General features: G+C 60.7%; 14 protein-coding genes. 2 read left to right on the top strand and 12 right to left on the bottom strand.

Annotation, left to right across the window (positions count from 1 at the left end):
• The first annotated feature begins 61 nt into the window (after positions 1-61).
• The gene (locus VCK47_RS06375; protein WP_322889872.1) at positions 62-379 is read left to right on the top strand and encodes a chorismate mutase; all 318 of its coding nucleotides are present in this window, start codon (positions 62-64) and stop codon (positions 377-379) included.
• On the top strand, positions 376-1,269 hold the full coding sequence (folD, locus tag VCK47_RS06370; RefSeq protein ID WP_322889871.1) for a bifunctional methylenetetrahydrofolate dehydrogenase/methenyltetrahydrofolate cyclohydrolase FolD: 894 nt from the start codon (positions 376-378) through the stop codon (positions 1,267-1,269). The genes VCK47_RS06375 and folD overlap by 4 nt, the downstream gene beginning before the upstream one ends.
• 61 nt (positions 1,270-1,330) lie before the next feature.
• On the opposite strand, the gene pdeM is transcribed toward folD, so the two are convergent.
• From pdeM to VCK47_RS06310, 12 genes are all read right to left on the bottom strand, one after another.
• Complete coding sequence (gene pdeM / locus VCK47_RS06365) at positions 1,331-1,975, bottom strand: ligase-associated DNA damage response endonuclease PdeM (RefSeq protein WP_322889870.1); 645 nt, start codon at positions 1,973-1,975, stop codon at positions 1,331-1,333.
• A 38-nt stretch (positions 1,976-2,013) separates the two neighbouring features.
• Positions 2,014-4,431: a ligase-associated DNA damage response DEXH box helicase gene (locus VCK47_RS06360; RefSeq protein ID WP_322889869.1), complete on the bottom strand. Its 2,418-nt coding sequence runs from the start codon at positions 4,429-4,431 to the stop codon at positions 2,014-2,016.
• Between the two features lie 70 nt (positions 4,432-4,501).
• A complete protein-coding gene (locus VCK47_RS06355) occupies positions 4,502-5,812 on the bottom strand; it encodes an ATPase (protein WP_322889868.1) in 1,311 nt (436 codons plus the stop codon).
• Positions 5,813-5,932: 120 nt separating this feature from the next.
• The gene (locus VCK47_RS06350; protein WP_322889867.1) at positions 5,933-6,424 is read right to left on the bottom strand and encodes a prepilin peptidase; all 492 of its coding nucleotides are present in this window, start codon (positions 6,422-6,424) and stop codon (positions 5,933-5,935) included.
• A 4-nt stretch (positions 6,425-6,428) separates the two neighbouring features.
• Complete coding sequence (locus VCK47_RS06345) at positions 6,429-7,283, bottom strand: tetratricopeptide repeat protein (protein ID WP_322889866.1); 855 nt, start codon at positions 7,281-7,283, stop codon at positions 6,429-6,431.
• Between the two features lie 26 nt (positions 7,284-7,309).
• The gene (locus VCK47_RS06340) at positions 7,310-7,870 is read right to left on the bottom strand and encodes a tetratricopeptide repeat protein (protein WP_322889865.1); all 561 of its coding nucleotides are present in this window, start codon (positions 7,868-7,870) and stop codon (positions 7,310-7,312) included.
• 14 nt (positions 7,871-7,884) lie between these two features.
• Positions 7,885-8,844, bottom strand: coding sequence for a type II secretion system F family protein (locus VCK47_RS06335; RefSeq protein ID WP_322889864.1), 960 nt, complete (start codon positions 8,842-8,844; stop codon positions 7,885-7,887).
• A gap of 10 nt (positions 8,845-8,854) precedes the next feature.
• Entirely contained in the window at positions 8,855-9,820 is a 966-nt protein-coding gene (locus tag VCK47_RS06330) for a type II secretion system F family protein (RefSeq protein ID WP_322889863.1), read from the bottom strand.
• A 5-nt stretch (positions 9,821-9,825) separates the two neighbouring features.
• Positions 9,826-11,271 carry a CpaF family protein gene (locus tag VCK47_RS06325; RefSeq protein ID WP_322889862.1) on the bottom strand — a complete coding sequence of 482 codons (1,446 nt, stop codon included), beginning with the start codon at positions 11,269-11,271 and terminating at the stop codon, positions 9,826-9,828.
• A 10-nt stretch (positions 11,272-11,281) separates the two neighbouring features.
• On the bottom strand, positions 11,282-12,526 hold the full coding sequence (locus VCK47_RS06320) for an AAA family ATPase (RefSeq protein WP_322889861.1): 1,245 nt from the start codon (positions 12,524-12,526) through the stop codon (positions 11,282-11,284).
• 239 nt (positions 12,527-12,765) lie between these two features.
• A complete protein-coding gene (locus VCK47_RS06315; RefSeq protein ID WP_322889860.1) occupies positions 12,766-13,425 on the bottom strand; it encodes an OmpA family protein in 660 nt (219 codons plus the stop codon).
• Positions 13,426-13,440: 15 nt separating this feature from the next.
• Entirely contained in the window at positions 13,441-14,871 is a 1,431-nt protein-coding gene (locus VCK47_RS06310; protein ID WP_322889859.1) for a type II and III secretion system protein family protein, read from the bottom strand.
• Positions 14,872-14,917: the final 46 nt, after the last annotated feature.

The raw sequence follows: 14,917 nt of genomic DNA, 5'->3' as shown, positions 1-14,917 counted from the left end.
TGTTGTCATCGCGCGCCCGAGGGCGTATCCGGCAAGCGGCCCCAAGCAAAAAGGACCGGATGTGAAGATACCGCAGGATTGCAACGATATGGCCGATATCCGGGCCGAAATCGACCGGATCGACGCCGACCTCGTGCGGATACTGGCCGAACGCGCTGCCTATATCGACCGCGCGGCGGCGATCAAGGCTGTGGCAGGTCTGCCCGCCCGGATCACCCCCCGCGTGGAAGAGGTGGTGGCCAATGTGCGCGGTCATGCGGCGGCGCAGGGCCTGTCGCCTGATCTGGTTGAGGTGCTTTGGCGGCAGTTGATCGACTGGTCGATCGCGCGCGAGGAAACCCGGCTTGGGCCGGACAGCGACAGGAAAGATATCCAATGACGGCACAAGTTCTGGACGGCAAGGCTTTTGCGGCCAAGCTGCGGGTGACTATCGCGGGTCACGTAGCGGGCTTGAAAGAGGGTCATGGCATCGTGCCGGGGCTGGCCGTTGTACTGGTGGGCGAAGATCCCGCAAGTCAGGTCTATGTCCGCAGTAAAGGCAAGATGACGGTCGAGGTGGGGATGCGCAGCTTTGAGCACCGCCTGCCTGACACCACGTCTGAGGCCGATCTGCTGGCGCTGATCGCCAAGCTGAACGCTGATCCGGCGGTGCATGGTATCCTTGTGCAACTGCCGTTGCCCAAGCATCTGAACAGCGATTTGGTCATCAACAGCATCGATCCGGCCAAGGATGTGGACGGGTTCCATATCTCGAACGTGGGGCTGTTGGGCACGGGGCAAAAGGCGATGGTGCCTTGCACGCCTTTGGGCTGCCTGATGTTGCTGCGCGATCATCACGGGTCGCTTTCGGGCAAACATGCGGTGGTGATCGGGCGGTCCAATATCGTGGGCAAGCCGATGGCGCAGTTGCTGCTGGGCGACAGCTGCACCGTTACGATCGCGCATAGCCGCACGGCTGACCTGCCCGCGATGGTCCGGCAGGCGGATATCGTCGTGGCCGCTGTGGGCCGCGCGCGTATGGTGCAGGGCGATTGGATCAAGCCGGGGGCGACGGTGATCGACGTGGGCATCAACCGGATTGCTAGTGATGATGGTGGCACGCGGTTGGTAGGTGATGTGGATTACGCGGCTTGCGCCGCCGTGGCCGGGGCGATCACGCCGGTGCCGGGCGGGGTGGGGCCGATGACGATTGCCTGTCTGCTGGCCAATACGGTCACCGCCTGTTGCCGTGCCAACGGGCTGGCTGAGCCTGAGGGGCTGACCGTCTGATCCGCCTGCTGCGCAGACGGAGCCTCCGGCGGGGATATTTGGGCTCGAACGATGGGGATGGTCATGCCAATGGGACGGCCAGTGCCTTGTGGCCTGTCAGGATCGCAAAGGCGCGCGGGCCGAACAACTGGCGGATCACGGGCGACATGCAATCAAGCCCGCCGGTATAGGCGCCGTAGGCGGGCATGACGAGCCGCGCGGCATCGACGACAAAGGCGGGACGGCTGCGCCCTGCCAGCCGGTGCTTGGGGTGGTAATGGCCTGACACCTCGGCAGCGGCGCTGGTTGCGATATGGCGGAAGGTCAGCGCGCCCACCTGCAATTGCGCCAGATGGCTGCCGCCCAGATCGACGGGGCCGGGGTCATGGTTGCCTTCGATCCAGACCCATTTGCGCCCCGCCTGCAGGCTGGTCAGGCGCAGGCGCATCGCATCGTCCAGACTGTCCACCGCGGCCAGATCGTCGAAACTGTCGCCAAGGCAGATGACCTGTGCCGGAGCGGTTGCACCGATATCGCCTGCCAGCTTGTCCAGCGTTTCCTGCACCTCGTAGGGTGGCAACATCACGCCGCTGCGCCGCGCGATCCGGTCGGATTTGCCTAAGTGCAGGTCGGAGACGCAGAGCGTGCCAGCCTCGGGCAGCCAGAGCGCGCCGGTGGGCAGGGCCCGACAAAGCGTGCCGCAAAAGGTGAAAGTATAGCTGTTCATGCAATGTTCTTTGCCGATTTACCCTGTCTGCGCAAGGTTCAATCCGCTGGCAATCCGACCTTGGCCATCAGGGCTGCGGCCTGATCCTCCATCAGCCGTTCGCGGCCGGCACCGGCCAGCGCGATGCGCCCCTGTTCAAGGAAAAGCGGCATCGCCAGCGGTGTGACACGGTCGAGCACGACATGATCGACGCGGCCTGCGGTGCGGGCGAGCATCTCCTCGATCCGGCCGAAATCGACCAGACCGCGCAAAGCCTCTTCACGGGTGATCTGCAGCATCAGGTGGTCGGGGTCGTATTTCGCCAGCGTGTCATAGAGGATGTCGGACGAAAACGTCGCCTGCCGCCCCGATTTACGGGCCTGCGGCAGGTTGCGTTCGATCAGGCCCGCGATGGTCGCGGCCCCCCGGAACGTGCGTTTCATGACGGCATTGCCGGACAGCCAATCCTCGAACCCTGCCCGCAGATCAGGGGCGCGGAACAAGGGTTCTGCGTCAGTCACGGCATCAAGCCCCCAGATCAGCACCGCGTAATCGGTGGCGACGAAACCCAAAGGGTGCAGATCCAGTTCCTCCATCCGCTGGGTCAGCAGCATGCCCAGCGTCTGCATCGCGTTGCGCCCCGCAAAGCCGTAGACGCAGATATGCTGGCGGCCGTCATGGGGGAAACTTTCGACGAGTATCCGGTCCGCCTCGGGCAGTTTGGACACCTGCCGTTGCAGGCCCAGCCACGCGGCGGTGTGGGCGGGCAGTTGCGGCCAGTCGTCTTGGGTGAACATCCGCAGGATGCGTTGCGACAGTTGCGTGGAATTGGCGAATTTCGTGCCCATGAAGGTCGCGATCTTGGGGGTCTTGCTGGCATCGCGCGTCACTTCGACTGTCATCTCGCGCAACCCGTCATAGCGCACGATCTGGCCGCCGATCAGGAAGGTGTCGCCTTGGGTCAGGGTGGCGGCAAAGGCTTCCTCGACCTCGCCCAAGGGTTTGAAATTGCCCTTTAGCCTGACTTTCAGCGTGTCGGTGTCCTGTATCGTGCCGATGTTCATGCGGATGCGCAGGGCAGCGCGCGGGTCGCGCAACTGCCATTTGCCGTCCGCGGTCTGCAGCAGGCGTTTCCAGCGGTCATTGGCGCGCAGGGCATAGCCGCCCGTGGCGCAGAAATCGAGGCAGGCGTCGAAATCAGCCCGGGTCAGCCCGGCATAGGCCCCCACGCTGCATACTTCGGCGAACAGGTCATCGGCGTGGAACGGCCCTGCGCAGGCCCTGATCAGGATATGCTGGCAGAGCACGTCGCGCGGGCCAGCACCTTTGGGGTCGCCGTCAAGGTCGTGGGCTTGCACGGCCTCCAATGCCGCGACACATTCGACCACCTCGAACCGGTTGGCGGGCACCAGCAGAGCCTTGGACGGCGCGTTGTAGCGGTGGTTGGCCCGCCCGATCCGCTGCACCAGACGTTTGACGTTCTTGGGCGCGCCGACCTGAATGACCAGATCGACATCGCCCCAGTCGATGCCAAGGTCCAGACTGCCGGTGCAGACGATGGCGCGCAGCTGGCCTGCAACCATCGCGGATTCCACGCGTTCGCGCTGTTCGCGGGCAAGGCTGCCGTGGTGGATGCCGATCGGCAGATCATCGGTATTGGCGAGCCACAGGTTGTGAAAGAAAATCTCGGCCTGCGCGCGGGTGTTGTGAAAGATCAGCGTGGTTTTGTGCTGTTTCACGGCCTCCAGCACGGCGGGGATGGCGTAGGTGGCACCGCCGCCCGCCCACGGTGGTGGCGCATCGGTTTGCAGCATGGCGATATCGGGGGCAGGGCCGGGATCGGCCAGCAGGATCGGACAGGGGTCGGGGTGGCGCGCCAACATGCGGGCGATGGCGGGCGGGTCCTCGACCGTGGCGGACAGACCGACACGACGCAGGCCGGGGGCAAGGGTTTGCAAGCGGCTTAGCGCCAGCATCAGCTGATCGCCCCGTTTGCTTTCGGCGAGTGCGTGGATTTCATCGACGATCACACGCTGCAACCCGGCAAATATGCGCGGCGCATCCTCGTAGCTGATGAGCAGCGCCAGCGATTCGGGTGTCGTCAGCAGGATATGCGGCGGGTCGGCGCGCTGGCGGCGTTTCTGGGTATAGGATGTGTCGCCAGTGCGATCCTCGATCCGGATCGGCAAGGCCATGTCATCGACGGGGGTGCGCAGGTTGCGTTTGATATCCGCCGCCAGCGCCTTGAGCGGCGAGACATAGAGCGTGTGCAGACCCCGATGCGTGCCATCCGAGAGTTCCGCAAGGCTGGGCAGAAAACCCGCCAGCGTCTTGCCGCCCCCTGTGGGTGCGATCAGCAAAAGTGCGGGGTCGCCTGCGCGGTCGAGCATGGCCTGCTGATGCGGATGCACCGACCAGCCGCGCTGCGCGAACCAGTCGTGGAAAGCCGCTGGCAGATGGCGCGTGGTGTCTGGCATGGGGTCCCGAAACAAGAAGACTTCCCCCTAGGTAGGGGGAAGCCTTTGGATTGCAAAGAGCAGCCTCGGGTCAGCGCACGATGTCTTCTTCCTTGACGAACATGTTGGCCCATGCGCGGTCAATCAGTTCGGGTGACATCTGATAGGGGATGCCTTCGAATTCGCAGATCGAGATCATCTGGTCGATCAGGAACACGGGCTGGTAGTTCGCATAGATATTGTCGATCTCGGGATACCGCACGTTCAGCAGATGGACCAGCGTGTCTTCGTCCAGCGGCATCTTGCGCTTGCGCGCGACCATGGCGAAAATCTTGAGGTAGTCTTCCTGATTGGGGCCGTCGATCTTGATCTTGTAGAAAATCCGGCGCAGCGCCGCCTTGTCGAAGATCGCGTTGGGGTGGAAGTTGGTCGAGAACACGACCAGCGTGTCAAAAGGCACCTCGAACTTTTCGCCCGACTGCAGCGCCAGAATATCCTTGTTTTCTTCGAGCGGCACAATCCAGCGGTTGACCAGCGTCTGCGGCGGTTCCGCCTGACGGCCAAGGTCGTCCACGATGAAGATGCCGCCGGTGGATTTCAGCTGCAACGGCGCCTGATAGGTGCGCGCGGTCGGGTTGTAGACAAGGTCGAGCATCGACAACGACAATTCACCACCCGTGATCACCGTGGGCCGTTCGCAGCGCACATAGCGCGTGTCGAACCGGCCTGATGTGCGACGCAGGCTGTTAGGATCGTCCACGTCATCTTCGGCCGCGGAATGCACGATGGGGTCATAGACGGTGATGACCTGTCCGGAATATTCGATGGCACGCGGCACATAGATCTTGTCCCCCAGCGCGTCCCTGATCCCGTTCGAGATCGAGGATTTCCCGTTACCGGGCGGGCCATACATCAGGATCGACCGGCCAGCGCTGACAGCGGGGCCGAGGTTGGACAACAGATCGTCGGGCAGGACAAGGTGGCCCATCGCCGTCGTCAACTGTTCGCGCGTGATCTGGATGTTGCGGATCGACTGGCGCTTGATCTGTTCGGAATAGACCGACAGCGGCACGGGCATGGGCCCGTAATATTCGGACTGGTGCAGCGCATCAAGCGCGCGGGCGCGGCCTGTGTCGGTCAGCCGATAGCCCATCTCATTGCCGTTGTTGGCGTTCAGCGTGCCTGTCGCCTCCAGCAGAAGCTGGCTGCGCGCCATATCGACCAGTTCCTGCGTGACCGAGACGGGCAGACAGACAGCGCGGCTGATCTGTGACACCAGATCAAGGTTCATGCGGAACATCGTCTTGATCAGGATGTCGCGCATCATGGCCATGGGCAGCAACATCGCACCCAGACTGCGCGGTGCGGGTGGTGCCATCACACTGGAAGCTTGCACGTTCATTTGTTCTGCCTATCCGCTGGAAACCTGTGCCGGACGATATCCGGACCTTGCCATACTCTACAGGGTATTATGGCGAAATCGTGAACAAAGATGTCCCAGTCCAAGGCATTGCGCAAGGCTTCAGCGATAGATCGCGATCAGTGCCAGATAAAACACCAAAGTCATCGACAACGGAAAGCCCATGGGAAACCGCCGCCCCGTTGACCAGCTTTCCCAATGCGGGACCATTGCCCGCAAGGGGCTGATTTTCGCAAGCCGGTGCGTGACAAGACCCGCCATCAGACAGGCCGCGAACAGGGGCAGAATCAGCGGCAGGTCATCCGTCGCCATGAAAGGCGCGGCACCTGCCATGAATTTGGCATCCCCCGCCCCAAGCACACGCAGCGCATTCAGCACGAATCCCGCCAACAGCACGACGACCAGATGGGTCCAGTGCCACAGATATTGCGTGAAGGGCAGGGCGATCAGGCCCAGTACCGCAAAACTGACCACCAGCGCGTAAACCGCGACATTGGGGATCTTCATCCGGTGCATGTCGCTCCACGCGACATAGACCGAAATCGGGACGACGGCCGGCAGAAACCAATATGCGGCTGTGGCGGTCAATCCCATCGGATCAGTTCAACACGTTGTTTTCGAGCGCTTCCAGCGCACGCACCGCTTCCTCGAAATACTGCGGATGGGTATTGATCGCGTCGTTCAGCAGCGATTTGCCGATCGTCACATCGTTCTGCTTGATCGCGGTCAGGGCAAGCGTGTGCAGCAGTTGTGCGCGTTCCACCTGTGTCATGGTCACAACAGGGATCGTATAATTGCGTTGCGCGCCACGGGCCAGAACAAGATTGTTCTTGGCGGTGAACATCCCCGGATTGAACCGCAGCGCGTCGGAAAATAGCCGCTCTGCCGCCGCATAATCGCCCCGCGTCAGTTTCGAAAAGCCCCAGTTGTTGTAAACTGGTGCAGGCCGCGTCGTCAGACCGACGGCTGTTTCATAGAAACTGTCGGCTTTGTCCCATTGCTGGCGGCTGTCGGCCACCATCGCTTCGAGCCGGTAACGCTCGAATGTCTCGAACGTTGGCGGGATCGTGTTCAGCGTCGCTGCCGCTTCATCCCAGAGATTGCTCCGGATCTGCGCGTCGGCCAGATCGACGCGGTCTTCATCTGTGGCGTCAGGATGCGCGACAACGGCCTGCCAAGCGGAGACAGCCTCGGTCGAGCGACGGGCGCGCACCAGCGACTTGGCAAGTCCGCGTTGAAGGTCGATCCGCCCCGGATCGTTGTTGCTTGCGGTCGCGAAATAATTGACGGCTTCGTTCGGGTCGCCGACTGTCAGCATCACATCGTTGAGGTTGGTTTCGTCAACGACGTTCAGATCCCGTAGGGCCCGTTCCACCTCGGCATCGCCTGATTGGCTGCATGCGGACAAGCCGATGACCGCCGCACAAAGCGTCAGGAAAATAGGTTGGCGCATGTTTCTGCGTCCTTTTGCTGCTCTGCCTACAGATCCGACATCAACACGAAATCGCCCGTACCGCGCCGGATCAGATTAAAGTTCTGCACTTCATCTACCACATTATCGCCGGAATCGACGAGATTTGCGAGAGATAAGCGCAGATTGTCGCGAATTTCATCCGAATTGCCATTATCTGCGGCATAGGCGCGACGGAAAGCCTCGCTCGCTTCGCCGACCTGACCGCGTTCCATCAGGATGACGCCCAGATTATTCCACGCGGGCGGAAAGGTCGGGTCCTCTTCAACGGCGCGCCTTAGCCAGCGTTCGGCCTGCCCAAGCCGGCCCAGATTGAGGTTGGCCGATCCGATCGCCGACATCGTATCGACGTTTAACCCCTGTTGGGCGGCTGCGCGGTTATAGGCGCGCAGGGCCAGATCGTATTCGCCCGCCGCCATCAAACGGTGGCCGATGATCAGCCCGTCGATATCGCTCATCCCTGCGACACCCGGTGCGAAAGTCCCGTCACCTGAACGACCTTGGCCGCCTGAACCACAGGCGGCCAGCATGATCAGCGCAAGGGCAGCGATGCCCGTGTGAATGCCCATAGCCCGTTCAGCCCTTATCCCAGGTTCGTCGCGATCGCATAGATCGAAGGCCCGATCAGGATCGCCATCAGCGGCGGCACCGTCAGCATCATGGTGGCCAGCGTCATCTTGGTCGGCAGCTTGTTGGCGGCCTCTTCGGCGCGCATGACGCGTTTGTCGCGCATTTCACTGGCGTAAACACGCAGCGCATCCGAAATCGAGGTCCCGAACTGCGCCGATTGCACCATCACCGTCACAAAGCTGGAAATATCCGGCACGCCGCAACGTTCGGCCATATCCTTAAGCACGGTGGTCTTGTCCTTGCCTGCCTTGGCTTCCTGGCTGACGATCTCGAACTCCTCGGCGAGTTCGGGAAAGCCGGTGCGCAATTCGTTCGACACACGCACGATCGACTGGTCCAGAGACTGGCCCGCCTCGACACAGACCAGCATCAGATCGAGCGAATCGGGAAAGGCGTTCACGATCGCCTCTTTGCGGATCGCGACACGGCGCGTGACCCAGTATTTCGGGAACAGATAGCCGATACCGCCGGGAAGGAAGATCATCATGATCAGCCCCTGCGTGTCGACTGTCCGCTGGGACATTTCAATCAAGGCGTAGATGCCGCCGCCGACCAGTCCCGCAATCCCCAAGGCGAATTGCAGAAAATGGTAGATCCGCACCGCATTCTTGCCACGGTATCCGGCCTGCAGCAGTTTGAGCTTGATAGCGGAATATTCTTCGGCGTTCTGCGGTTCCAGAAAGGTGGAATACTTTTCCAGCTTGTCCTTGCTTGACGCCGCGCGCAGCTTTTCGCCTTTTTCCTTCTTGCCCGCCTGCCGATTTGCGGCCTTGAGCCGGTCAAGCGGGTCTTCTTCACGCTTGAGAAGGACCGGCAAGGTCACAAGAATCATCATGAACCCCAGAAGGCCCACAACCATAAGAGGGCCGAAGGGGCCTAGGACATTGACGATGGCGGTTTGGATGGCTTCCATGGTTCGTCCCTCAGACTTTGATATCGGTCAGCGATCGCATCACGATCAGGTTCAGCACCAGAAAGGCCGCCACGACAAAGCAGGCCGGGATGAACAGCGGGCTTTCCATGACCTCGTCAAAATAGTCCGGCTGCACGACGTTGATGCCGATCAGGGCAAGGATCGGGAAACCCGACAAAAGCTTGCCCGACCATTTCGCTTCTGCGGTGATCGCGTTGACGCGGCGGAACAGACGGAACCGCGCGCGGATCACCTTGGCCAGACCGTCGAGGATTTCCGCAAGGTTACCGCCCGACGATTGCTGGATCGTCACGGCGACGGCCAGAAAGCGCAAATCCTGATTGTCGAGCCGTTCGGCCATCGCCTTGAGCGTTTCACCCATGTCGCGCCCATATGCGGTTTCATCGGCGATGATTCCCATCTCGGTTCCGAGCGGATCGGGGACCTCTTTGGCCACGATGTTGATCGCGTTCGAGAACGGATGCCCCACGCGCAAAGAGCGCACCATCAGTTCGACAGCGTCAGGCAGTTGTTCGGAAATCAGGTTCATCCGTTGCGTCGCCTTGCGGCTGATCCAGACATAAACCCCGCCGACACCCATCAGCACACTGACTAGAATACGCACCGGCGGTGCGACTTCGGTCATCACGGTCAGCATCAGGAATGCGACGACACTGACCGCACCCATCAACATGATGATCTGGATCGGTGTGAAGGCGATGTTCGCTTTCTGGGCCTTGTTCGCAAGCAATGAATAGATCGGGATGCTTTGCGATTTCATGTGCTGCGTCATCTCCTTGCGGAGTTGGTCGAGCACCTGTTCGCGGTTGCCACCCTTTTCAAGCATATCAAGGCGGCGATTGACCTTCCCGTCCATGCTGATCGACTTGCCGAAAATCACAAGATAGGCGCCTTGGACCAGCGCCAGTACGGCAACGAAGATCAGGACATAGATGACGGGTTCTGCTGAAATCATCGGGCTTACTCCGCGACCATGGGTTCAAAGATCGCTGGTGGCAGATCGTAGCCCCACAGCTTGAAGCGTTCGGAAAAGTGGCTCCGCACGCCTGTTGCGGTGAAATGGCCGATGATCTTGTTGTCGGGGGTCAGGCCGACACGCTGATAGCGGAAGATTTCCTGCATCGAGATCACATCGCCTTCCATGCCGGTGATTTCCGTGATCGAGGTCATGCGGCGCGAACCATCCTGCAGACGCGATGCCTGCACGATCAGGTTCACAGCCGAGGCGATCTGGCTGCGCATCGCCTTGATCGGCATCTCGATCCCGGCCATCGCGATCATGTTCTCGAGACGGCTGACACCGTCGCGGGCAGAGTTGGCGTGGATCGTCGTCATCGATCCGTCGTGGCCGGTGTTCATGGCCTGCAACATGTCGATGACTTCCTCGCCACGGGTTTCCCCGACGATAATCCGGTCAGGGCGCATCCGCAGGGCGTTTTTCAGACAGTCGCGCTGCGAAACGCCGCCTTTGCCTTCGACGTTGGGCGGGCGGCTTTCCATCCGGCCCACGTGGGTCTGTTGCAGCTGGAGTTCGGCAGTATCTTCGATCGTCAGGATACGTTCGGCATCGTCGATGAAGCCGGACAGCGCGTTCAGCGTCGTCGTTTTCCCCGAACCTGTACCGCCTGACACGATGATGTTCAGACGGGTGGACACGGCGGCCTGCAGATAGGCGGCCATTTCCTCGGTAAAGGCGCCAAAGCGGACCAGATCCTCGATCCCGAGCTTGTCTTTCTTGAATTTACGAATCGACACCAGCGATCCGTCCACTGCAATCGGCGGCACCATCGCGTTGAAACGCGACCCGTCGGCAAGACGCGCGTCGACATAGGGGTTACTTTCATCGACGCGGCGGCCCACGGCGGACACGATCTTGTCGATGATGCGCAAAAGGTGGCGTTCGTCTTTGAATGTGACTTCGGTCAGTTCCAGCTTACCGTTGCGTTCCACGAAAATCTGCTGCGGGCCGTTGACCAGAATATCGTTGACCGTGTCATCCTTGAGCAGCGTTTCCAGCGGGCCAAGGCCCGTCACCTCGAAAAACAGGTCCTGACTCAGTGTCTGGCGTTCCTCGCGGCTAAGCACGACGCCCATTTCTTCCAAGGTTTCGTTGGCGATCGCGTTGATTTCGGTGCGCAGTTCCTGTTCGGTCGCGGTTTCAAGCGCGGCAAGGTTCAGGTTTTCCAAAAGCGACTTGTGCAGATCAAGCTTGAGTTCCTGCAAACGGTCCTTGCGGCGCTTGTCCTTGTCGGCAGGCCCGGCCTCGGCCGGTCTGCGCGACGGCATGTTCTTCATCAGCGACTGGCGGGCGTCATCAGCTTTTGGGGCTGTAGCGACGGCGCGTGGCCCTGTGACCGGCGCGGCACCGGCAAGAGGAACAGTTGGCTTTTTGTACTTTGAAAACATGGATCGCCTCTTATGCTCTGGCGTCGGCGGTCGCGGCCACATTGACCTCGTGCACCGACTTCGCAAGTTTCATGATTTCTTTGCGCAGTGGATTCTTCGCATTGCTTTCGGCCAGCGGTGTGCCGTGGTCGGCGCTTTGCATGACGACTTTGCCGCCGTCGGGCATCAGCACCTCGATCGAGATGCCAAGACTTTCTGCCAGTCGTTTGACCCTGCTTTTGCCGTTCAGGTCGGTAAAGCCGGGGGCGCGGTTCAGAATGAAGCGGATCTTTTCGAACGGCAGATCTTCGGATTGCAGCGCCCGTTTCAGACGCAGCGTATTCTGGGCCGAGCGCATCTCCAGCTCGATCATCGCGAAATAGACATGGGCTGCTTCCAACACAGTCTGCGACCATTCGACCATCGTTGATGGCATGTCGATCACGACATAGTCGAAGTTCATCCGTGCCATCTCGATCACGCGGGTGATGTCGGCCGACGAGATCATGTCGAGCGGAATCATATCCGTGGGCGAGGTCAGCACATGCAGCTTGTCGCCATAGGTCAGCATCGCCTGCATGAAGCTTTCCGCATCCATCGCGGCGGTATCGGTCAGCATCTCCAGAACCGATTCGCGGCGTGGCAGGTCAAGATAGGTGGAGGCCGTTCCGAACTGGAAATCCAGATCGATCAGGCAGACCTTGGGTGGGTCCTTGGGGTCGATGTTAGCCAGCTCCCAAGCAAGGTTCACAGCCATCATGGTTGCACCCGTACCCCCGGCCAGACCGTGGATCGGAATCACAACGCCGGATTTGTCACCCGTGGCCTTGAACTTTGCGTTGTTGCCCGCCGCTTGCACGGAATCGTCGATGGTCAGAACCCGTTCGATCGCGCGGGCGAGTTCGTTTTCTGGCAAAGGGTAGGGGACGAATTCGTCGCCGCCTTCGCGCAGCAGCTTGTGCAGCGCAGCGGGCGTGAGGTCTTCGGCGATCAGGATCACCTTGATCCGTGCGGCCTTGGCAGCAGCGATGATCTCGGACACGGTGCCGAGATTGTCTTCGTCCTGCGCATCCATCGCGATTGTCACGAATTGCAGGCCGCGTGCCTCGGGTTGGGCCAAAAAGGCTGCGGCATCGTCGAAACTCAGGTCGCCCCACGAGTCACCAAGCGCCGATTCCATATCCTCGATCAACAGATCGAAGATCTGCACATCGCGACTGATCGTACAGGCCACGATCGGTGGTGGGTCGTGTTGAACGACCGGGCTGGTGCTCATAGTGTTCGTCCTCGGTTATTTCTGGCAGATTTCCCTACGGCGTGGATCAATCGCCCCCAGCAACTTGCCGTCGAGAGGGCGACTGTCGCGACTTTATCATCGCTATCTACAAATGTGGGGGGAAATCATGTCGAGAATTGGACCAAAACGTCGTGATTGTGCGAAATTTTGCGACGATCTTGTCAAATACGAAAGAGTGTTTACGCCAGCGCAGCCGGCGTAAACTGGTTCGCTCAAGCTTACCCGCCTGTGCCTGTCGCAATCGCCCCTTGATCCACGGTGGTTTGTGGGACGGCACTGACGATATACTCGCGGAAGATGACTTGCGCGTATTTGCCGTTCAGCAGCATCGGGCTCGTTTCGACAAAGCCCGACACTTCGGTGACCGTGCGCCGGTTCCGGCGTTCGGGTTCCGGCGTCGGGATCAGCGGTTGCGTCTGGCCAAAAGACACGACAGCTTCGAGCCGGTCGCGGCTGATGCCCTGCGTGGTCAGGTATGCAACGACAGCCTGCGCACGGCGCAGTCCAAGGTTGCGGTTGTATTCGGCCGAACCGACAAGATCGGTGTGGCCGAATACCTTGAAACGCACTTCGGGGAACTGGCGGATCCAATCGGCCTGCTGGCGCAAAGTGGCCTGAGCCTGCGCGTCCAGCACCGCCGAATCGAATTCAAAGTTCACCATCGCATCGACGTCCGTATTGAAGCGGCGCGCCAGATTGATCGTATAGTCTTGCTGCGAGCCCGACTGCACGGCGGCATTGTTTGCCGTGGCATTGCCGAAATCACCCTGATCGATCTCTGCGCCCGCTTCCGAGAAGAAGGACGAGAAAGTCGGGTCGGATGGACCGCAGGCGGACAGTGTAGCTGCGACAAGCGCAGTTGTCAGATAGGGTTTCATTGTCTCGCGCTCCAATCATTCATCCATGACATAGCCGTAGGACCCGACAAAGTCCTGCCGTGCTACTTCACCCGCGCCACCGCGGGTCGGTGCGTTGCTGGCTGCAACCCGCCCGAAAAGGAACAGGTCCTGCTCGGTCGGCGGCCGCACCCGATCGGTTGGCAGGGCAAGTGCCTGACCGCGCGTCGGGGATACCAGATGCGGGGTGACGATGATGACCAGTTCGGTCTGACGGCGGGCATATTCCGCGCTGCGGAACAGGGCACCCAGGATCGGCACGTCCCCGATCCACGGCACCTGACCGCTCAGGTCGGTAAAGTCATCCGACAAAAGCCCTGCGATCGCAAAGCTTTCACCGTCGCGCATTTCCACCGTGGTCGATGTTTCACGGCGGCTGAAGGCCGCGATCTCGAAACCGTTGGCCGAAAAGCTGTTCGATGGGTCGATCGACGACACCGCCGCTAGCAGTTCAAGGTTGATGATGTCACCATCAACCACGCGTGGGGTAAAGTTCAGTTCAACGCCGAATGGTTTGAATTCGACCGTGATGCTGCCTTCGTCGTTGGCCACAGGGACGGGGTATTCACCGCCCGCAAGGAACGTCGCCTGCTGCCCGCTTAGCGCGGTCAGGTTCGGCTCTGCGAGGGACCGCACGACACCGCGCGATTCGAGCGCCTCCAGCAAGAGACCGACTTCGACGCCGCCAGCGTCAAAGCCGAACAGGAACGCGCCGTTGTTGGCGTTGATCGTCGGCACGGCGTTGTTGAGCGCACCACCGATCCCGCCATTCCCGACGCTCGTGTTCGTGCCACCGCGAATCGACCGGTTGTTCTGGAGCGATGGGCCGCTCAGCGCCAGTGACGACGACAGCGCCTTGCTGACCGAGCGCTGCATTTCTGCAAACCGGACCTTGAGCATGACCTGCTGGGTGCCACCGACCGACATCAGGTTCGACACCCGGTCAGGGGCATACCGCTGTGCAAGATCAAGCGCGCGATCCAGACGTGCGGTGGAACTGACCGTGCCCGACAGCACGATCCCGTCGTTGGCAGTACGCACTTCGATATTCTCGCCGGGCAGGATCTGCGTCAGGCGTTCCTTGAACTCGGCCATGTCAGGCGAGACATGCACCTCAACGTTCGTGATCAGCCGCCCGTCTGCACCCAGAAGGGTCAGCGTGGTGCGGCCCGGTTCCTTGCCCAGCACATAGATCGTGCGGTCGGACAAGGACGAGATGTCAGCGATGCCAGGGTTGGCGATCGACAGCTCGGTAAAAGGGACGTCGCTTTCGACGACGACGGCCCGGTTCATGGGGACCTCCAGGGCGCTGGATGCGGCCCCGCGCAAAACGCGCAAAGTCCCATCCTGTGCCACAGCCGGTGCTGCCGCTGTCATCGACAACGTCAGACCCGTCAGTACGGCTTTTAGAAATCTGTCATAATTCATAAGTGACCTGCCTCTCCGATCACGCCTCATTGAAATGGGTCTTGAT

Origin of the sequence: Yoonia sp. 72 (assembly GCF_034652275.1) — a bacterium.
In the GTDB taxonomy this organism is placed as follows: domain Bacteria; phylum Pseudomonadota; class Alphaproteobacteria; order Rhodobacterales; family Rhodobacteraceae; genus Yoonia.
The sequence above is the reverse complement of the archived record's forward strand: the minus strand, read 5'-3'. Positions and strand labels throughout refer to the sequence as shown.